Origin of the sequence: Brenneria roseae subsp. roseae, assembly GCF_003115845.1 — a bacterium.
In the GTDB taxonomy this organism is placed as follows: domain Bacteria; phylum Pseudomonadota; class Gammaproteobacteria; order Enterobacterales; family Enterobacteriaceae; genus Brenneria; species Brenneria roseae.
Map to the genome: position 1 here is coordinate 185,404 of NZ_KZ819024.1, position 20,711 is coordinate 206,114.

A 20,711-nucleotide genomic window follows, 5' to 3' on the forward strand; every position below is an offset into this window, starting at 1 on the left:
GGATTGGAGACTCGCCGGATTTATTTAATGACGACCCAAAAAGTTTAGTAAACAAAGAAAATATCTTACTACTCCTGTCGTGATATTGTTCACAATTTTGGTTTATTTTTGCTTTCATCTTCAGAAATATAAAAAATATCTTAATGAAATATATGAATAAAAATAAAAAACCACCCCATAACATCGATAAAGCCAATTGAGTTTAGTAAACAAAAAGAAGTAGACTGACGCAACAGGTCATGGCGCTGCCTCCATCCGTCGGGGTTTTGAGCGGGAGCGATGAAGCATGTTAAGTCTGGGCATTGATATCGGTGGTTCGAAAATAGAAGCTGTGGTGCTGAATTCCCCCGGCGAGACGGTGTACAAACAGCGCTATCCAACGGAAAAGCAAAGCTACATCGCGTTCTTCACCCTGTTGTGCCGCGTGATCGACGATGTTCGTCAGGCAGTGTCGCATCCTTTCAGTATCGGTATTTGTCTGCCGGGAACCGTCGAAGCGAGCAACGGCGACATCAAGAATTCCAATATTCTGGTCATTAACCAGCAGCCGCTGCCTGCCATGCTTGAAGCATACTGCCAACAGCCGATTGCCATCAGTAATGATGCAAACTGCTTTGCGCTGTCAGAAGCCATAGATGGCGCGGGAAAAGGATACGACACCGTCTTTGGCGTGATCCTCGGCACCGGCTGCGGCGGCGGTATTGCCATTCATCAGCAGGTGATAGACGGGCGCAATCGCTGTGCCGGTGAATGGGGGCACAACGCGTTACCGCGTTACAGCCCGAAACGAGATGGCCCCACCGCCACCTGTTACTGTGGGCAAGATAACTGTATTGAATCCTTTATTTCCGGCACGGGTTTATCGCAACGCTACAACCTGCGCTATCAGCGCACGCTGACCGCCAAAGAGATTCTGGATGCCGTCGATATGCAGGACGACGATGCTCGTTCTCAGTTTACGCTATTTCAGGATCAACTGGCCCGCTCGCTGGCGGACGTCGTCAATCTGCTCGATCCTGATGTCATCGTGATCGGCGGCGGGTTATCAAATCGTCGCGTACTGTATCAGGGGCTGGATACGCAGGTTGCCCGCTATGTGTTCAGCAATACCTTTACGACGCCCATTGTTCAGGCGGTACACGGGGACAGCAGCGGTGTTCGGGGCGCGGCGTGGCTGGGACAAAAACTGTCGTCAACATCCGCTGCGGCACCACGCTGTGGTAATCTTCCCTGACATATTTGAATCGTAATGCCCATACCGATCGAAGGTAACGAATGACCAAACGTATCAGGATCAGGGATATTGCCGCTGAGGCGGGCGTTTCGGCAGGCGCGGTGTCACGGGCATTAAAAGGACAACCGGGTCTGAAAGAGGAGACGCGTCAACGCATTCTCAGCATAGCGCAGCAACAGGGCTACGACTTCACCCGGCTGCGTAACGATAAAGTCCGTCGCGTACTGTTTTTACTGCATCGCCAGCACAATATTTCCAGCGCATTGTCGTTCTATTCACCGTTATTGCTTGGCGTGGAAAATGCCTGCCGGGAAGCGGGGATCGCCCTGAGCTTTCTGGCATTGGGCCCCACTGACCCGGTGGAGCAGCAGGTCCGTCTGCACAATCCCGATGCGCTGCTGTGCGCCGGCTTTTTTGAACCGGAACTGCTTGCGGTTTTACAACATATGCAACTACCGCTGGCGCTGGTTGACCTGTGGTCGCCGCACCTTCCCTGCGTCAATCCCGATAACTTTCAGGGCGGCTATCTCGCCACTCGCCACTTGATGGCACAGGGCAGAACACGTATCGCGTTTCTCGCCAGCAGCCTTGCTCACTACAGTATCCGTTTACGCGAAAAGGGCTACCGTCAGGCGCTGTTCGACGCCAAACAGCTTACTCCACCGGAATACGAAGCGATTGCGCCTCCCCTGTTGGATATTGAAGCCTCGCTGACCCAAGCCGTGGAAGAATTGCTGGTTCTGCCCCAACCGCCCGACGCCATTTTTGCCTACAATGATTCCGCCGCACTGATTGCCATGCGTGTTTGTCAGCAGCGAGGATTGAAAGTCCCGCAGGATATGGCCATTGTCGGTTTTGATGACATCGAAACCGCCGCCATGGCGCACCCACCGCTGACGACGATCGCCATCAATAAAGCCGAACTCGGACAACAGGCGCTACAGCTGTTGATTAATCCCACAGAGGAAAACCAACAGCGGCTGCTGACAGTAGAACTGGTGCCAAGGGAAAGCGCCGGGGAAACCGCCATCCCGGGTGAAACACTCACACCAGTTTCAGATTAAAGGGCTGCGCCTTTAGCTGGTTTTGTACATCGGGAGGGAGTCCCACGTCCGTAACGATGTCACTCAAATCCGCAAGCGGCGTGACACAGAACAGAGAATAAGCGCCGTATTTGCTGCTGTCCGCCAGTAATACCCGGCGACTGGCATTCAGGCCGAGATCCTGTTTCAGGCCTGCCTTTTCCTCGGTCGGCGTGGTGATGCCTTTTTCCAGACTCCACGAGTTACAACTGATAAACGCAATATCCGGGTAGATGCTGCGCAGCAGACGCCGGCCATGTTCACCAATACAGGACTGGCTGCTGTCATCAATACGCCCGCCAATGATGGTGACTTCAATCTGTTTGAATTCAGACAGAAACAGCGCAATTTGCAGGTCAGCCGTAATAACGCGCAGCGGTAAATGGGTCAGGTTACGCGCCAATTCCAGCATGGTGGTGCCGGCATCCAGCACCACCGCACTACCCGGTTTCACCAGCTTCGCCGCATAGCGGGCAATCGCCTGCTTTTCCTGCAAATTACGTTGCAGCTTCTCGTTGGTCGTTGGCTGGGAAGGGATAAAACGATTGAGAGTAACGCCACCGTGACTACGGCTGATCACCCCTTGTTCATCCAGTTTGATCAAATCGCGGCGAATGGTCGCCGGGGAGGCATCAATGACGGAAACCAGCTCATCCACCGTCACCAGATTATGGCTCTTCAGATAGTCCATAATCTGATCCAGACGGCTTTGCCCTTTCACTCTCTCTCCACTTATGCGCAAAGCATCGCTCAATGTTTTCTCCTCGACGATATTCATCCGTTTAACTCATACGGCTCTCGTCGTGAGAAGTCCGTCACTAAGCGCGAATTACGCGAGCTGCATGGCTAACTGGATTGAGATCGCCATGCTCTCAGACTTCGCTTTTCCTGTCCACGCAATATCAAAAGCCGTACCGTGATCGGCGGAAGTACGAATAAAAGGCAGCCCGGCAGTGATGTTGACCCCATCATAAAAACCAAGCAATTTCAGCGGAATATGCCCTTGATCGTGATACATCGCCACCACCATATCATACTGGCCTTCATAGGCTTGCAGATAAACGGTATCCGGCGGGCACGGGCCGTACACATCAATGCCTTTGGCCTTCATCGCTTCAACAGAAGGCGACACGATCTTGATCTCTTCATCGCCGAATAACCCATTCTCGCCGGCGTGCGGATTGACCCCGGCGACCGCAATGCGGGGATGTGCGAAACCAACCCGTTTCAGAAAGGTATCCGCCATCGCAATGACCGTTTCAACGCGTTCGCGGTTAAGCGTATCGAGGAACTTGCGCAATGCGATGTGCGTTGAAACATGAATCACCTTCAGTTTATCCGTATACAGCACCATCGCGTAGTCGCGGCTGTTGGTCAGTTTCGCCAACAACTCGGTATGCCCCGGATAAAGATGGCCGGCAGAATGGAGCGCTTCTTTATTCAACGGGGCGGTAGCGATCGCATGCACTTCGCCCGCCATCGCCAGTTCTGTCGCGCGTTTAATGCAGCGGTAGGCCAGATCGCCCGCCTGCGCCTGAACTTTGCCGGGCTTCAGCGTCTCCGGCTCAGCCAGCGGTTCATCGATTATGTTAATCACACCCGGTGTAAAAATGGCATCGGCAGGCTTATCAATCACCCTTAGCTCCACCGCTGGCACGACATTCAGCGCAAGAATACGACGCAGTGTCTGTACACACCCAACCACGACGGCAGGCGCGCCGGAAAGTTCCCCCTCGGCCAGAGACTTGATAATAATCTCCGGACCAATACCCGCCGGATCACCCATGGTTACTGCTATAGTTTTACTCACTGGCCTTCTCCTCAATAAAACGTAAAACGTCGAGCAAGGTGGTTTCGTCGCCAAAGCCGCCTGCTTTAGTCATTACAGGCGCATCGCCGGCCAGACACTCCTGCCGCCGTCCCCATGGCTCTCAACCGGTAATTTGTCTCTTAATCTGGAACCCGCTGGCCTCCAGCGCGGCGGCGGCGTATGAAAATGCACCGGAATATCGTTCAGTACCAGGTCACGCTGCTGTATCAGGGCAATCTTTTTTGATCGATTTCGCTCACGCAATCCGTCATAACATAAGCAGGATAACGAAACCACCAGACAAACATAGCGAATAAGCCGGTCTCTCCTCGCCTTGTCATCTGAACCTGGATTGATTATATTAAATCATAATTGATTATATGTGAGCAAGATCAGATTATTTAATATCTAATTAACTTATAAATTACTCTTAGTAACATCGTGGACTGTCGTCTCTCTTAATGAACGAACAATCCCGGAGGGCAAGAGTCGCGTGAAGAGAAAATTCAGCACAGCAACAGCAATAGGCAGACAGGATGAATATTCACAATACGCTCCTTAGCAAAGTCCAGACACTGATTCAACAGACCCGCCAGCAGGCTGGACAGACGCCTCTGCCGCGCACGCCGCTACTCTTGACTACAGGTTCAGCGGCTGGTGAAGAATGTGCCGGCGCCGATGATAAACATGATTACGTATAGAAAATATAGATAGGATTGTTATTTTCTATAGTGACATATCCAGGAGAGATTAAAAATGGTTACAGAATCTAAAGCATTTAGTATACCGATGTTTGATTTCATGAATAAAATACCTGGTGGATTAATGTTAATTCCACTAATCCTGGGGTCAATTTTTGGAACTTTTTTTTCTGATGCATTAATGGTGGGATCTTTTACTACAGCACTGTTTAAAAATAGTGCCATGCCATTAATTGCACTATTAATTTTTGCAACCGGCACACAGGTATCCTGGCGCTCCAGCGGGCCGGTTCTCGCCCATACCGGTGTTGTTGTATTCATGAAAAGCGTCATACCAGGATTCCTGATTGTTTGTTTAGGTTTATTTATCGGCATTGATGGTTTTTTAGGGATCTCCATTCTGGCTTTACTGGCAGCCGCGGATAATAGTAACGGTGGCTTATGGTTAGCATTTACCGGGAAATACGGCGACTATCGGGATCGTGGAGCCTATATGGGTTCAGCGGTTACTGACGGCCCATTCTTTAGCATGTTATTTTTAGGGGTTTCCGGATTAGCTGAAATACCTTTATCCATGTTTGTCGCGGCTATTTTACCCTTCATCCTGGGCATGATAGTCGGTAACCTTGATAGTAAATGGAAGGCTATTTTAATTCCGGTACCTAACATCGTCATCCCGTTCTTTGCTTTTGCATTAGGTACCGGCATTAATCTTACCAGTGTTGTTACCGGCGGCGTTCAGGGTATTATTGTCGGGATAATCGTTGCCCCTTTTACAGGTTGGTTAGTTTATCTTGGTTACAAATATATTCTTCGCCGCGGCCCTAAAAGCGGTATCGGTTTTATCGCCGGGACAACGGCTGGTAACGCGATAGCCAATCCTGCGATTATTGCAGCGGTTGATCCCCGGTTTGCCCAATATGTGGACGTTGCTACGGCCCAGGTCGCCGCATCAGTATTAGTGACTGCAATACTGGCTCCCGTTTTAGCCTCATGGATGTTAAAACGCAACAATGCCTTAAGTTCACCGGATGAAGAAGAAATAGCGTAATTTTCATCTTTTAACCGGCATGTTTATCTATCAATTTGGCCGGCCAAAGGCGGGCCTGCGGCGGGAAACAGGACGTCGCTTATTAATCCCCGGAAGCGCCAACACCAGAATGTGACCGGGGAAGGCGTTAAAAAAAATTATAAATCAGTCAGATAAGAACAACCATTTCGAGAGGAATGATATGAAATTATTAGTTATCGCCGATGATTTTACCGGTTCTAATGATACAGGCGTTCAATTTGCTAAAAAAGGCGCAAAAGTCGATGTCTCTTTTTTATGGGATGATAAAAACGAAACCGATACGGAAGTGCTGGTCATTGACTCAGAAACCCGGGCCGTATCCATTGACGAGTCCAAACGGCGAATAAAAACCTGCATTATTCAACAGGAAACAGAATCCCGGGGGATGACGATTTACAAAAAAATAGATTCAACCCTGCGAGGTAATTTAGGTGCTGAAATAGAAGCCATTTTTGACGTAACGAATATCAGGCTGGCATTAGTCGTCGCGGCAATCCCTAATAATGGACGAGTGACCAAAGAAGGTATTTGCTATGTCAACGGAACACCGTTATTAGAAACAGAATATGCAACGGATCCCAAAACGCCGATCCATTCGTCCTCCATTAAAAACATTATCGCCAGCCAAACTGATTTGCCCGTTCACGAAATTCATTTGGCGAATATTCGCAGTGGGAACGCAAACCAACTCATTGATATAATTGAAAATAAAGAACGTTCCATTATTATATTGGATACTGAAACCGAGGAGGATTTGCGGATAATAGGCCAGGCGATTGATAATATATCCTGCCCTGTTGCTTTTGTTGGCGCTGCCGGGTTGGCCAGTGTATTGCCTGAACGTTTTTACAAAGAGCGACACAATAAATCACCCGCGTTAGTGATATCCGGCTCTATGAGTGATGCAACGATTAAGCAAATTAACTATGTGGTCAAAAATAGTTTAGCCGATATTATTGACATTGACGTCGATAGATTATTGTCCAGTGACTATATTCAGTTATTAACCGAGGTGGTTACCGAGGCTTCAGATATCCTTAAAAAAGGACATCACTGTATTATTCGATCGTGCACTGATTCCAGCGCCCGTAATACTATTGAAGAGCGATGTGAAAAATTGGGTTTCTCCAGGCAGGAACTGGGCGAAACCATAAGTTTAAAACTGAGTGAGATCACCAGAGAAATCTTACAAAAAAACAGCGTGGGCGGGTTATTTTTAACCGGCGGCGATATTGCCATTGCGGTTGCAAAAACAATTAAAGCGAAAGGCTATCGGGTCCAACATGAGGTCGCGCCATGTATTCCGTGCGGGGTCTTGATTGATAGTGAAATAAATAATGCCATTCCTGTTATCACAAAAGCCGGTGGTTTTGGTGCAGAAGACGCGATAAAAGTGTCTTTAGAATTTTTTGGAAAGATTTAATGCTTATAGTTTATTATACGCTTGATATTTGGATACCGATGCGAGGAAAAATCACTTAAAAAAATAGCCATTAATCATAGCGACGGTATTTGGGCGTGTTCCCGGCATAGCTCACGCTGAACGCACACGTCCAAAGGCCGGCGAGTGCGGAGCCGTCTGATTATCGGACCCGGTGACCGCATGGACGGCCACCTTTAAGCAAAATGGCGATGACACAGCATCACCAACAAGAGCCGGGGCGGTCATAATGTCTTCTTCTGCCCTGCCGCGCCATTTTCCCATACAAACTCGCGATATTTTTTCATTACCGTCAGAAAATCATCCGTACCGCAGAGCGATAGACTTTCTTCATCATAATAGCTCATCCCGTCTTCCATCTCATCGACGGAAAATTCAAGCTGGTTGGCGCGTATCATCACCTCTTCGCTATCCAGCAACAGGGTATATTCATGGCCGACATACTGCCACTGACGTTCGCTCCCCGACACGGAATGCGCCGCCGCCTCCACCTGTTCAAGTAACGCTAAATTATCTTTCACCTCTTCATTAAACCAGTGGCCAAGGGCTTCATGCCCCATTGACATTCTGACTATCACCTGGCCGGTAACATCGCGCAGAAATTCGTAGTCCATGGTGCCCCCTCCTGTATCACTCTCGTTATTTTTAGTTTAAAGGGCATTGGGTATTGCCACAGTGATGGTTCGCAAACGTCTGGTAAAAACCGGTAAGATTATTTGCTTCTCAGGCCGCCGAACCCGCTGACATGGCGGCAATGCGTAAAACTCACCTCCGCTTCCCGCGCCGGATGACGATTTCTTCCGGCCCGTCATCTTCAGCTCTTTCTCAACATCATCATAACCCATTGCTATATAATGGAAAATTATATCTCTTACGCTGCCGGTCAAATTCATTTTTATGAGCAGGCAGACTATCTGATGTTACCGCGGCGACGGAAGCAACGTTATTCCAGAGAAGTGAGGGGAAGAAGAGGTAAATATCCGATAAAAAACAATGCCGGTCACCTTAAGTGACCGGCATTAGGCCGAGGTCTCCCCCGAAGAACAGCACTATCGCGATTCAGACTGCGGTCTGGAAGATCACGCCATCCGCTTTCTCGGTATATTGACCCAACTGGTCAAAATTCAGATAGCGGTAGGTATCCTGCGCGGTTTTATCCACCTGGTTCATATAGGTTTGGTACTCTTCCGGCGTCGGCAGACGGCCCAGCAGGGATGCCACCGCGGCCAGTTCGGCGGAAGCCAGATATACATTCGCCCCCGTCCCTAAACGGTTCGGGAAATTACGCGTGGAAGTTGAAACCACCGTCGCACCGTCGGCCACTCGCGCCTGGTTACCCATACACAGCGAACAACCCGGGATTTCAATCCGTGCGCCGCTCTTGCCAAATACGCTGTAATAGCCTTCTTCCGTCAGCTGAGCCGCATCCATTTTGGTCGGCGGCGCAACCCACAGACGGGTCGGCAACTGGCCTTTGTGGCTATCCAGCAGTTTACCTGCTGCACGGAAGTGACCAATGTTGGTCATACAGGAACCGATAAAGACTTCATCGATCTTTTCACCCTGCACGTCAGACAGCCAGCGAGCGTCATCCGGATCGTTCGGCGCACACAGGATCGGCTCTTTGATTTCAGCCAGATCGATGTCGATAACGGCGGCATATTCCGCATCGGCGTCCGCTTCAAGCAGTTGCGGATCGGCCAGCCATTTTTCCATGCCCTGAATACGACGTTCCAGCGTGCGACGATCGCCGTAGCCTTCCGAGATCATCCATTTCAGCAGCACGATGTTGGAATTCAGATACTCAACGATCGGCGCTTTATCCAGCTTGATGGTACAACCCGCGGCGGAACGCTCCGCCGAGGCATCCGTCAATTCAAACGCCTGCTCGACTTTCAGATCCGGCAGACCTTCGATTTCCAGAATACGACCGGAGAAAATGTTTTTCTTCCCTTTTTTCTCCACGGTCAGCAGGCCTTGCTTGATGGCATACAACGGAATGGCATGAACCAGATCGCGCAGCGTAATGCCCGGCTGCATTTTACCCTTGAAGCGAACCAGTACGGACTCGGGCATATCCAGCGGCATCACGCCCGTTGCAGCGGCGAAGGCCACCAGCCCGGAACCCGCCGGGAAAGAAATGCCAATCGGGAAACGGGTATGGGAATCACCGCCGGTTCCCACGGTATCTGGCAGCAGCATGCGGTTCAACCAGGAGTGAATGACACCATCGCCCGGACGCAGGGAAACCCCGCCGCGGTTCATGATGAAATCAGGCAGCGTGTGGTGAGTCGTCACATCAACCGGCTTCGGATACGCCGCCGTATGACAGAAAGACTGCATCACCAGATCGGCGGAGAAGCCCAGACAGGCCAGATCTTTCAGTTCATCACGGGTCATCGGCCCGGTGGTGTCCTGCGACCCTACGGAGGTCATTTTCGGCTCGCAGTATTCGTTCGGACGAATACCGGCGACGCCACAGGCGCGGCCAACCATTTTCTGAGCCAGCGAGAAGCCCTTGGCGCTGGCTTCCACCGCTTTGGAAATACGGAATACGTCGCTGTGCGGCAGCCCCAGCGACTCACGGGCTTTGGAGGTCAGTCCACGACCGATGATCAGCGGGATACGTCCCCCTGCGCGAACTTCATCCAGCAGTACGTCGGTTTTCAGTTCAAACGTCGCCAGCACGTCATTGGTGTCATGACGGCAAACTTCGCCTTTGTACGGATAGATATCAATCACATCGCCCATGTTCAGGTCGTTGACATCCACTTCAATCGGCAGCGCACCGGCATCTTCCATGGTGTTAAAGAAGATCGGCGCAATTTTACCGCCAAGCACCACGCCGCCGCCGCGTTTGTTAGGCACATAAGGGATGTCATCCCCCATGAACCACAGTACGGAGTTGGTTGCCGATTTACGTGAAGACCCCGTACCGACCACGTCGCCAACGTAAGCCAGCGGGAAACCTTTTTTGTTCAGTTCTTCGATTTGTTTGATCGGACCCACCACGCCCGGCTGATCGGGTTCAATGCCTTCCCGGGCATTTTTCAGCATCGCCAACGCATGCAGCGGAATATCGGGACGCGACCAGGCGTCTGGCGCAGGCGACAGGTCATCGGTGTTGGTTTCACCGGTCACTTTAAATACGGTTACGGTAATCTTTTCCGCCAGCTCAGGGCGGGACAGGAACCACTCGGCATCCGCCCAGGATTGGATAACCTGCCTGGCATAAGCGTTACCCGCTTTCGCCTTCTCTTCCACATCATAAAAGTTGTCGAACATCAGCAAAGTGTGAGACAGGGCTTTGGCGGCAATGGGCGCCAGCACATCACTATCCAGTGCTTCAATCAGCGGGTGGATGTTGTAACCACCTTGCATGGTGCCCAGCAGCTCAACGGCTTTCTCAGGCGTCACCAGGGGAGAAGTGGCCTCGCCTTTTGCAATGGCCGCCAGAAAACCCGCTTTCACATACGCGGCTTCATCAACACCAGGGGGAACGCGGTTAGCTAACAGATCCAGTAAAACATCTTCTTCGCCTGCGGGTGGGTGCTTTAATGACTCAACCAGCGCGGCCATTTGTATGGCATCTAACGGCTTAGGAACAATCCCCTGTGCAGCCCGGTCGGCTACGTGCTTACGATATTCTTCTAGCACGACTTTCTCCTCGCTCTCATTGTCTTCGTTATGCCCGGCGCTCTTGTCCCGGTCTTGATGTCCATGCCTGGGTGTAAGCTTGTGGATGTAAGGTAATAGAGTGTCCGGTCCAGCCTCGTCAGCATACCAGAATTTGAATCGATTGTTAATTCGTTCACATAATAGCAACATTAATTATTATTAAATCGACCCTTATGCACGGTTAGTTATTTTTATCCGATGCTGGCTGACTTCAGCAGAATAGCATGCTCCTGATAACACACACTATACCCAATAGATTTCAAGGCGATCATCGCGTAAATCATCTTGCTTTCCAAGCCGATAACGGTGTGAGACCAAAGACCGGCACCGCAGCGCTTTAACAAAATGGCGGGGACGACATGGCAGGAAAAAGTCCGGACCGTTCACGATAGAATATGCGTAATTGTTAATAACCCGACTCCGGCGTAGCTCATAATAAATCAGTATGCAAACAATTGCCCCAACTGCCGATAGGCTATTAATAGTTAGGACAATATTGATACACCGGGAGTCGCTATGTTGTTGTTGCGAAATATCACCATCAGAAAAGTATTGTTGATTATTCTCAGCCTTTTTTTGTTGTTATGGGGAGGCGTCTCATGGTTCACATTATCATCCCTCAATCAGGCGACGCATTTCCTGACCATCGGTAATACACAGGTTGAAGGGTTAAATACCCTGACCGACGGCAATAATCAGGCATTACGCGCCGCAATCCGCCTCAATCAGGCCATGACGCTGATGCAAAGCGGAAAACTGGATGACATTGACGTTACGGTTTCGTCAGCCGTCGACGCCTTAAAGAGCAGCAAAGATAACCTTGAGAAATTCAAACAACAAACGCATCCACAGATTGATCGGCAGGTAGTCGATAACGTGATTGCAGCCTGGAGCAAACTCATCGACCAGGGATTGCAGCCCATGATGGACACGCTGCAAGAAAAACGCTTTGCCGAGTACCGGCGTTTATTCCGGGATGATTTTCAGTCTTTGAATGAGGCATTTATCACCGAGTTAAATCTTTATCAGGCCCTGTCAGCGGATAACCATACGTTGCAGCAGATCTATTCGCTGGTCGACTGGTGTAAAAAGATCCTGATTGCCGCCATGGCGACGGGCGCCATCATCCTGTTGCTGACCGATCGTTATCTGTCGAGCTATGTGGTTAAACCCCTGACCTTGATTAAAGCGCATTTCCGTACGCTGGCGGAAGGACGGCTCGATCGCTCTCTGGAAGATTTCGGCCGTAACGACGCAGGCCAGCTTATTCCCTATCTGAAAGAGATGCAGGAAAGCCTGAAATCAACGGTATCCACCATCCGCGACAGCGCCCACTCCATTTATCAGGGCACGGCGGAGATCAGCGCCGGTAACAACGATCTCTCTTCCCGTACGGAACAGCAGGCATCGGCATTGCAACAGACCGCGGCCAGCATGGAGCAGTTGGGTATTACGGTGAAACATAATACCGATAACGTTCATCAGGCCACGAGACTGGCGGAGAATGCCGCTACGGTCGCCAAACAGGGCTGGGAAATGGAACGTGAACTGGGCGTCATTATGCAGAGTATCGCCACCAGCTCGCATAAAATTACCGAAATTACCGGCATGATCAACAGCATAGCTTTTCAAACAAACATTCTGGCGCTAAACGCCGCCGTAGAGGCGGCGCGCGCCGGTGAGCAAGGACGCAGTTTCGCCGTGGTGGCGGGAGAAGTGCGTAATCTGGCGCAAAAAAGCGCTCAGGCGGCCAAGGAAATCGAGGGTCTGATTACTGAATCCGTTGAACGCGTTGATGCCGGTTCCAGGCAGGTAGCGCGAACCAGCGAAGTCATGGACGGCGTGATTACCTCTATCCGGCAGGTGAACGATCTGATGGGCGAGATTGCATCGGCTTCCGACGAACAGGCTCAGGGAATCAATCAGGTCAGTCAGGCGGTTACGGAGATGGACAGCGTCACACAGCAGAACGCCGCACTGGTGGAACAATCTGCGGCAGCGGCGGCATCGCTGGAAGAGCAGGCCCGCCAGCTCACCCAGGCAGCGGCAATATTCCAACTGGGGCAGGACAGCGATCGACAGGAAGACACCGGCGCTTTCACACCGCCAATTTCACAGCTATCGATGCTCGGAACGGCATCCTGAGAATCGGGGCGTCGGGGAAAAAAGCTGAAAACCATTTTCTGAAGTTCTTATCGACCATTTCCGGCAGGATCCTGCCGGAAATGGGTACGCAACGCATGCTGCAAAGCGAACAACGGAACGGATTGATGCGACTGTTCAGGATAAATATCCAGCGTAACCTGTAAATTCGATGAGTGGTTCTGCAACGACCACGCCAGTTCCCGGATCCCGTCGACCATCCGCCGCTGATGACGATGCCGCCGCAGCGCGAGACGCTGTTCGTCGGGCAACTGCCATTCCCACGGTTCCAGCGACTGTTCATATTCTCCCACCGATAAGGCCAGACTGGCGGTGTGCGGTATCGAGCGCGCAAGAAAACGTTCGGCTTGCTGAATAAGGTAACCCCCATTCCACCAGACGGATGGACTGGCGGCATAAAAATGCTGAAACGCGTTTGGTGCCGCAAACAGCGTATCGACAGTAAACAAACCGCCATAGGAATGACCGAATAATGCTTCGCGCCGGCTGTCAGTTGCATATTTACCGGCAATAAATGGTTTTAACTCGCTCAGGATAAAGTGACGAAACCCTGCCGCATTACCCGCCATACCGGATGGATAATACCCGCCCTGCGGATTCGCTTCCGGCACGATGCACTCAACCGCAGGACGATAGTCCCGTTCACGCCGGGTAGGGCCATCGTAATCAATCGCCGCAATAATCCCCCCGCCCATGCCGCAACGCGGATGGGCCAGCGCGTCCATCAATGACACGGCGACAGGAAAATAGCGGGCGCCATCCAGGAGATAAATAACCGGCCAACCCTGCGGCGGCGGCGGGATATCAGGGCAAAAGGACATAATGCGAAAGCGTCCGCATGCGGACGAGTCAAACATCTCATCACATGTATTGCGTAACTGATACATCCATCCTCCTGAACTTTTTCTTATTATTTATGTTGACGCCCTACTTGCCAAACCAAAAAACGCCGGAAGCGTTTTTTGACCACGCCCGGCGTTGGCCCGTCAGGGATGGCTGATCACAAAAAATCCGGTGGGTAAATTACCCCCACCGGAAACGATAGTGCGATGACGCCCGGTCTTTTAACCGGCGCCAACACGCGGCACCGGCTTAGCATAACCGTTAAAAGCGGGTATTCAGGCTGACAAAGAAGGTTCTGCCCGGTTCATTGTAGGTGGCCGCGCCGGCGCCATATGCAGTTACGGCCGTCCCGGTGGCGGTGGTATTAGTCAACGACTGCGCATTACCTGCCCTGAACTGACGTTTATCAAGCAGGTTATCAACACCGACAGTAACGCTGGCATACTTATTCACATCATAAGTGCCACTCAGACCGAACACCGCATACGGGCTAACTTCGTGCCGATCATACTCGGCAGTCAATGGCAGAGACGATGTCGCCTCTCCCTTATAGTTATATTTCTTCGGTTTCTGACGACCATACCAGGTCATGTCTGCCAGGAAAGAAAGGCTGTCAGTTGCCTGCCAACTGACAGAGGAATTCAGAGTGAATTCCGGTGTAATCGACAAATAATCACCAGTGGTTTTGTTTTTCGACTGCAACATCCAGGTAATATTATTATTCCAACTGATAGTATCCGTTACCGGAATATTCAGCGTACCTTCCACCCCTTCCACCAATGCTTTTGGTACGTTTTCCCATTGAAGAATGGCTGAATCAAGCGTGGTCGTTGAACCTGTTGAATGTATGCCAGATTCAATCTTATTACGATAATCATTACGGAAATAGGTCACGCCAGCCTGATAACCGTTACGATGAAACTCAAGACCAATTTCCTTATTAATACTGGTTTCCGCCTTCAGATCCTCATTCCCCATCAGGTAACATCCGTTTGTACCTGCAACACTACAACCATTGCCACGGCTATAGAGCAAATAATTGGGATTCATCTGATAAAGATTCGGTGCTTTATAAGCGCGGGCAATACCCATTTTCAACGTAAAATCTTCACCCAATTGTTGAGACAGGTTCAGCGACGGGCTCCAGTTACTCCCGACTATACTGTGATGATCGAAACGTAAAGCCGGCGTCAGCATAGTGCTGTCAGTCATTTCAATATTGTCTTCAGCAAAGACCGATGCAATACGGGCTGACATACGATCGTTGCGTGTGCCAGTAGGGTATCCGTCGATGATTCCGCCCAGTTGTGATTGCGTATTCGAGGCTGGATCTTTTAATTTCTGTTCAGACCACTCGACCCCAATGGTTGCCGTCTGATTAAACAGCGCCTCAAACGGGATATTAACTTCACTGTGGCCAGTAAATGCATCCAGCTTGATGGTGCTGAAGTCATTCCCTTCCGGCCGACCGGCTGGCCCACCCGCCAACAACTCAAAAATACGCGTATTGTGGGTACGTTCATATTGCAGGTAAGAGGTTGAACTTACACCACTATCCCAATAGCCACGATGGGTGATGGCAAAATTCTGCCGGTACATCCGATTGGTTTCCCGACCATAATTTTCCAGTGAGGTGGCACTACTGTTGTTATTTTCGGTATCCCCAGCGTAGATATTGCCCTGACGGCTGGCGCCGGCTTCAAATTCCAGCGACTGCTGTTTGGTAATGTCCCAGCGCAGCAGACCATTAATATCTTTATTGCGCACCCCTTCCCGCCCGGCCGGGATGGTAGTTGACAGTGGGCTGATCTGGTGGCCGTCGTTAATATCCCAGGCATCGGCCTGCGTTTTATTGATATTACCGAACAGACGGAAACTCAGGTTATCGGTCAGCCCGCCCATCAGGCTGAAATCGGTGCGTTTGGTCGCCCCTTCAGACTTATGCGCCGGCATATTCATATAGGTATTCCAGGTGCCGTGCAGTTCCTGCGTTGGCTGTTTGGTAATGATATTCACCACCCCGCCCGCGGCCCCATTGCCGTAGCGTGCCGCAGCCGGCCCCCGCAACACTTCAATCCGTTCTACCATATCGGCAGGTACCCAGTTGGTATCGCCACGGGTATCACGCTCGCCGCGCCAGCCATAGCGTACTGCATTACGGCTGGAAACAGGTTTACCGTCCACCAGAATCAGGGTATTTTCCGGCCCCATGCCACGCAGGTCGATCTGACGGTTATTTCCGCGGGAGCCACTGTTTGAGTTACCCGACAGATTAACCCCCGGCATGGTACGTATCAGTTCCGACAGGTCGTTAGCCGGTGGTCGCTTACTGATATCTTCCGCGGTAATCACCGACACACCGGGAGCCTGCCGGGTTTGTTCTGCGGCGGTCACCACCATTGTATCGCCCGATGTGCTATTATTTTCAGCCTGTTCCTGAACCTGAACGGCAGGCTCGTCAGAGGCAGCGCCTGTCGTTTGCGCAACAGTCAGAAAAGCGCTCATCCCACAGCTGACGCCAATGAGAGTCGCCAGATAATGGCGTGGTTGTGGTAATTTCATCAAAATCATCCTGCCCTGTAATCAATGAGTCTATCGTCTGACAGACGTTCTGGTGCCGCTACGGATACCGCAAACGTAACGGACAATCAGCAACGTGCTGAATAATAAGGGCGGAGAGAAAACCGGCGGCAAGCACGGTTGTCATCAAGGAGAACATCGTGTGTCGTGGTGAACACGTGTCGTTGTAAACGCATGTTGTTCTACATACGCATTGTTGTAATCAGTCAGTCCTTTTTCTCCGCAATACCAACAATGGCGCATGCGCATAAACGACGAGGAAACGATCCTCAACGAAAAATGCTATTGAGAAGTATTTGCATTACCATTTTGGCGCAGTCATTGTTACATTTGTCATTCGGAATGAGGTTTGCACTAACAGCAAATTGTTTTGCCAAAACATCAAAATGGCGGGGAATAACCAGATAAATACCAGGGGGAATCATGCAAAATACTATTCCATCGTCAAAATCCATCTATAAAAATCACATTGTGCAACAGTCCAGCCTGGTATCGAATGACTACCGTCTGCTCGGCCCCAAATGGGTGGATGACACGCCCGTGCTCTTTGGCAGTTTCAGCGTTATCCCGTTGAACCAGCATGTAACCTTGCATATTGCCGACGTTATCAACCTGCACAATATGAAAACTCAGGGCATGCTGAATGGTGCGATCAAGCTCGCCATCGTGGTCAATGGCACTGCGCATGTGACATTTGGCGAACAGCAATTACATCTGGGGGAGCATCAGCCCGCTTCCCTGGTGGTGTTAACCGAGCCCACCCTGTTTACCCGCATCGGCAAACGTGATGAATATGAACGCACCGTTTCACTGACCTTCAGCCGCGAGTGGCTATACGGTAATCTGCTGGATAGCGTCAATGACTGGCAGGCAATCTATGATTTTACCCAGACGCACCTCGCCACGCACCTGTGGACGCCCTCCCGTCAGGCGCTGGCCATTGCCCTGCAAATATTGAATTCGGAACCCTGTAAAACACCGCTTCAGCGGCTTTACCTTGAAACCCAGTGCATGAATCTGATTATTGAGGCTTTCACTTCTCTGACAGCCAGCGTCATGCAGGAAAAAAATAATGGCGTCACGCTGCGGGGATATCACCGTATTCAACAAGTCAGGGATATGCTGGAAAGCGGAATGGCCGACCAGCTCTCAATGAGCGAAATTGCCAAAAGCGTTAATATGAGTGAAAGTACGCTACAGCGACATTTTCGTCAGACCTTCAACATGACGGTGTTTGAATACTTGCGTAACTGCCGGTTACAGCGCGCCATGCTGGCCTTGAAAAAAGACGGTATCGGTATTGCGCAGGCCGCCAGTATCGCTGGCTATAACAGCCCCGCCAACTTCGCTACCGCGTTGCGGCGCGCATTTGGCATTACACCGGGGCAGTTGAAAGATCGGTTCTGAACGAATGAATTACCGTTGATATAATTCAAACCAATAATATATTTCATTTAGTTATTAATACCCTTTCAACAGAGCGCAGTAGATTAAGACATCTTTATTGCTGACTTTTTGCCGCTTATGACCAACCAGACTGACTTAACGACTACCCTCGCACAGTTCATTACGCACAGTTTACCGAGCCAGGCGGCGATCGATGCCGCCCGATTGGGGGTAACGGATTTTGTTGCTACTGCCCTGCCGATAACACAGGGCGCCATCGTCGACAGCGGCCTGATCCCGTTAAAGCAGGTTTTCAGCGGTACCGACAGCCAGACAAACAGTCTGATTCTGGGTTATGTCGGCCATGCGCTGGACTTTGATGACTATCATCCGGCTTTCCGCGGACATCCCAGTACGGTGATCCTGCCGGCACTGTTTGCGCTATCAGCGGAAAATCCGCACATCACCGAAGATGCCTTCCTGACCGCCTATGTCATCGGCGTGGAGGTCGCAGGCAGAATCGGCCTGGCTTGCGGGCCTCGCCATTACAGTCTTGGCTATCACAATACCGCGACGTTAGGTGCTATCGCGGCGGCCGCAGCCGCAGTTCGTCTGCTTGGCGCGCCGGTTGAACAGACCAAAAATATACTGGGTCTGGCGGCCACGCAGGCGGCAGGCTTACGCGCACAGTTTGGTTCAGCGGTAAAACCGCTTCATGCGGGGTTCGCCGCCAGAGCCGGCGTCACGGCAGCCAGGCTCGGGCTGGCGGGGTTCAAGGGCAATCCAGAGCACGTTATTGAGGCTTTTCTGGCTGCGCATGGCGATCGGAAACAGCAACCCTCATTACTGACTGAATCCTGGGGAGCGCCGTGGCGCATCCTTTCGCCTGGTCTGGAATTCAAACGCTACCCCACCTGTGGCGGTACACACAGTGCGGCGGAAGCGGCTTTCGAGCTAAGAGAACGCTGGTACGCACAACACGACAGCGGCGTTTCGCTTACCGACAGCGTAGAGCAGATTACCGTCTCCTTTCCACCCGGCGGCGATATCGCGCCGTTTATCCGCAGAGCCGCCACCGGCGTAGAAGCACGTTTCAGCCTGGAATATGTGATTGCCGCCGCGCTGCTGGAAGGTGAACTGAAGCTGACGCGTTTTGCGGAAGGGCCGGCTGATCCCGAAATTCTGGCGCTGGCTGACAAGGTTATCCGGATAGCGGACGATACCGCGCCACCGGACGAACAGGATCCCGAAGCCCGTTTTCATGAGGTCACGCTGTATTTGCATGATGGCACCATGCTGCGCCATCGCGTCACCCGTCGGGAGACAGCGATGCAGCCGACCGATTTGCGCGCCAAACTACGGCAGACCATCGGTTCACTGCCGCATCTGGACAGCGGGCAGCTCGCCGACCGTTGTGCATTAAGACAGGAAGGCGATCTGCGCTATCTGATTTCGCTATTGCTTTAACCATCGATCCAGCCAGATAAAGATGTCTTCCTGCTGCTCCTGATAGAAAACGTGACCGAGTTCAGGCCAGATTTTCGTTTCCAGCTTGCTATCAGCCTGTTGCGATTGCCAAACCTTATGCATTTTTGCATACGCGGCTTCCACGGCGCTATTGGGGAACAGTTTGTCCTGGCCGCCGTTGAACAGCAACATTGGCCTGGGTGCGGCGATGCTGGCGACATCAGGAAAATCCATACGCGCAGGTAAACCGGGATGCAGCATGTAAAACGCCGACTGTCCGCGCAGCACATTGTTGCCCGGCGTCATCAGCCCTTCGTAAGTCCCCATCCAGGAAACGGCTACCGTTGCGGCCACTCTGTCGGACAATGCCGCCAGTTGCCAGGCGCGATAGGCGCCCATGGAAAAGCCGACCACGCCGACACGTTTGTCATCCACCTGCTCAAGCGAAGCCAGAAAATCGATCGCTCGCGTATCTTCATACGCCATCAGCCCCGCCAGAGAACGGCCCAGATTGAAGAAGTTACTGGCCAGCGCCTGCTGCTGCTCATACTTGAGGGGGCCACGTTCGCCCCACCCCAGCGCATCAACCGCCAGCACCACATACCCCCGCTTCGCCAGCTCATCGCCCACAAAGCGCCCGGTGAAAAATTTATCCGCCCACGCCTGCGCTGAGGCGAGCTGTTCGGCATTGCCCCACGGTTTGATCATCTTCTCCTTGCCGATATCAAATTTCGATCCGTGATCGTGCAGCAGAATCACCGCAGGATGGGGCCCCGGCGTTTTCGGCGTCAGCAGCAGGGCATTTACGCGGCTTTCGTCGGTCAGATTGAATGCGACCTTCTCTGCCGTATAGCTGCCGCGATCCTGCTGTTCGAGCGTTTGTGGGGCAAAATCCTGCGTGGCATCCGGGGTCAGCAACAGCGCACGCAGCGTCTGTCGCGCTTCAGATTTCCACAGACCAAAGTCGGTATAGTTTCCGGAAAGCCAGGAATCCGGATAGGTCATCTGCCGCTTCAACTGGGGATAAAACGATGGCAATCCTTCATCGGTGATCGCCGGCGTGTGGGCATTCATATCATTGGCCATTAGCGAGGTACTGGGCAGTAACATAGCCAGCAACCAGACAAGGGGACGCAAGGCATTCAATTTCATCATAACCTCAAAAATAAAACACCGTTTCTTTTCTGAAGTCAGAGTGTAAATGAAGCGGGTAAAAATACCTGGGTGGAAGCGTAATTCTGCGATGCAGGTTAA

Annotated in this window: 15 protein-coding genes and 1 pseudogene; 8 read left to right on the plus strand and 8 right to left on the minus strand. The window is 51.6% G+C overall.

Going from position 1 to position 20,711, the window contains the following annotated elements:
* The first annotated feature begins 286 nt into the window (after positions 1 to 286).
* Positions 287 to 1,234 carry an ROK family protein gene (locus DDT52_RS05160; protein ID WP_136155410.1) on the plus strand — a complete coding sequence of 316 codons (948 nt, stop codon included), beginning with the start codon at positions 287 to 289 and terminating at the stop codon, positions 1,232 to 1,234.
* Between the two features lie 41 nt (positions 1,235 to 1,275).
* Positions 1,276 to 2,298: a LacI family DNA-binding transcriptional regulator gene (locus DDT52_RS05165; RefSeq protein WP_136155411.1), complete on the plus strand. Its 1,023-nt coding sequence runs from the start codon at positions 1,276 to 1,278 to the stop codon at positions 2,296 to 2,298.
* Here DDT52_RS05165 and DDT52_RS05170 read toward each other — a convergent pair.
* The 3 genes and pseudogenes from DDT52_RS05170 to DDT52_RS21135 form a co-directional block, all read right to left on the minus strand.
* On the minus strand, positions 2,279 to 3,094 hold the full coding sequence (locus DDT52_RS05170; RefSeq protein WP_136155412.1) for a DeoR/GlpR family DNA-binding transcription regulator: 816 nt from the start codon (positions 3,092 to 3,094) through the stop codon (positions 2,279 to 2,281). The genes DDT52_RS05165 and DDT52_RS05170 overlap by 20 nt on opposite strands.
* Positions 3,095 to 3,145: 51 nt before the next feature.
* Positions 3,146 to 4,126 (minus strand): D-threonate 4-phosphate dehydrogenase, encoded by a 981-nt coding sequence (locus DDT52_RS05175; protein WP_136155413.1) that lies wholly within the window; start codon positions 4,124 to 4,126, stop codon positions 3,146 to 3,148.
* Positions 4,119 to 4,301: pseudogene (locus tag DDT52_RS21135) on the minus strand (nucleotide-binding domain containing protein); the annotation flags it as partial. The gene DDT52_RS05175 and the pseudogene DDT52_RS21135, both read right to left, overlap by 8 nt.
* Positions 4,302 to 4,662: 361 nt before the next feature.
* Here DDT52_RS21135 and DDT52_RS20890 point away from each other — a divergent pair.
* From DDT52_RS20890 to dtnK, 3 genes are all read left to right on the plus strand, one after another.
* Positions 4,663 to 4,827 (plus strand): hypothetical protein, encoded by a 165-nt coding sequence (locus DDT52_RS20890; protein WP_168709735.1) that lies wholly within the window; start codon positions 4,663 to 4,665, stop codon positions 4,825 to 4,827.
* 55 nt (positions 4,828 to 4,882) lie between these two features.
* The gene (locus DDT52_RS05180; protein WP_136155414.1) at positions 4,883 to 5,878 is read left to right on the plus strand and encodes a 2-keto-3-deoxygluconate permease; all 996 of its coding nucleotides are present in this window, start codon (positions 4,883 to 4,885) and stop codon (positions 5,876 to 5,878) included.
* Between the two features lie 181 nt (positions 5,879 to 6,059).
* Complete coding sequence (dtnK, locus tag DDT52_RS05185) at positions 6,060 to 7,322, plus strand: D-threonate kinase (protein WP_136155415.1); 1,263 nt, start codon at positions 6,060 to 6,062, stop codon at positions 7,320 to 7,322.
* A 242-nt stretch (positions 7,323 to 7,564) separates the two neighbouring features.
* On the opposite strand, the gene yacL is transcribed toward dtnK, so the two are convergent.
* Positions 7,565 to 7,954: a protein YacL gene (gene yacL / locus DDT52_RS05190; protein ID WP_136155416.1), complete on the minus strand. Its 390-nt coding sequence runs from the start codon at positions 7,952 to 7,954 to the stop codon at positions 7,565 to 7,567.
* Positions 7,955 to 8,399: 445 nt separating this feature from the next.
* On the minus strand, positions 8,400 to 10,997 hold the full coding sequence (gene acnB, locus DDT52_RS05195) for a bifunctional aconitate hydratase 2/2-methylisocitrate dehydratase (RefSeq protein ID WP_136155417.1): 2,598 nt from the start codon (positions 10,995 to 10,997) through the stop codon (positions 8,400 to 8,402).
* Between the two features lie 537 nt (positions 10,998 to 11,534).
* Between acnB and DDT52_RS05200 the strand changes: the two genes are divergently transcribed.
* Positions 11,535 to 13,163: a methyl-accepting chemotaxis protein gene (locus tag DDT52_RS05200; protein ID WP_136155418.1), complete on the plus strand. Its 1,629-nt coding sequence runs from the start codon at positions 11,535 to 11,537 to the stop codon at positions 13,161 to 13,163.
* Positions 13,164 to 13,210: 47 nt separating this feature from the next.
* Here the strand turns inward: DDT52_RS05200 and DDT52_RS05205 are convergent, their stop codons facing one another.
* Complete coding sequence (locus DDT52_RS05205; protein WP_136155419.1) at positions 13,211 to 14,068, minus strand: alpha/beta hydrolase; 858 nt, start codon at positions 14,066 to 14,068, stop codon at positions 13,211 to 13,213.
* A gap of 217 nt (positions 14,069 to 14,285) precedes the next feature.
* On the minus strand, positions 14,286 to 16,586 hold the full coding sequence (locus tag DDT52_RS05210; protein ID WP_136155420.1) for a TonB-dependent siderophore receptor: 2,301 nt from the start codon (positions 16,584 to 16,586) through the stop codon (positions 14,286 to 14,288).
* A 441-nt stretch (positions 16,587 to 17,027) separates the two neighbouring features.
* Here DDT52_RS05210 and DDT52_RS05215 point away from each other — a divergent pair, with 441 nt between their 5' ends.
* Both DDT52_RS05215 and DDT52_RS05220 read left to right on the plus strand, forming a co-directional pair.
* Complete coding sequence (locus tag DDT52_RS05215) at positions 17,028 to 18,011, plus strand: helix-turn-helix transcriptional regulator (RefSeq protein ID WP_136155421.1); 984 nt, start codon at positions 17,028 to 17,030, stop codon at positions 18,009 to 18,011.
* Between the two features lie 117 nt (positions 18,012 to 18,128).
* On the plus strand, positions 18,129 to 19,457 hold the full coding sequence (locus DDT52_RS05220; protein WP_136155422.1) for an MmgE/PrpD family protein: 1,329 nt from the start codon (positions 18,129 to 18,131) through the stop codon (positions 19,455 to 19,457).
* Here DDT52_RS05220 and DDT52_RS05225 read toward each other — a convergent pair.
* A complete protein-coding gene (locus tag DDT52_RS05225; protein WP_136155573.1) occupies positions 19,446 to 20,609 on the minus strand; it encodes a dienelactone hydrolase family protein in 1,164 nt (387 codons plus the stop codon). The two genes, DDT52_RS05220 and DDT52_RS05225, sit on opposite strands and share 12 nt — an antisense overlap.
* Between the last annotated feature and the right edge of the window lie 102 nt (positions 20,610 to 20,711).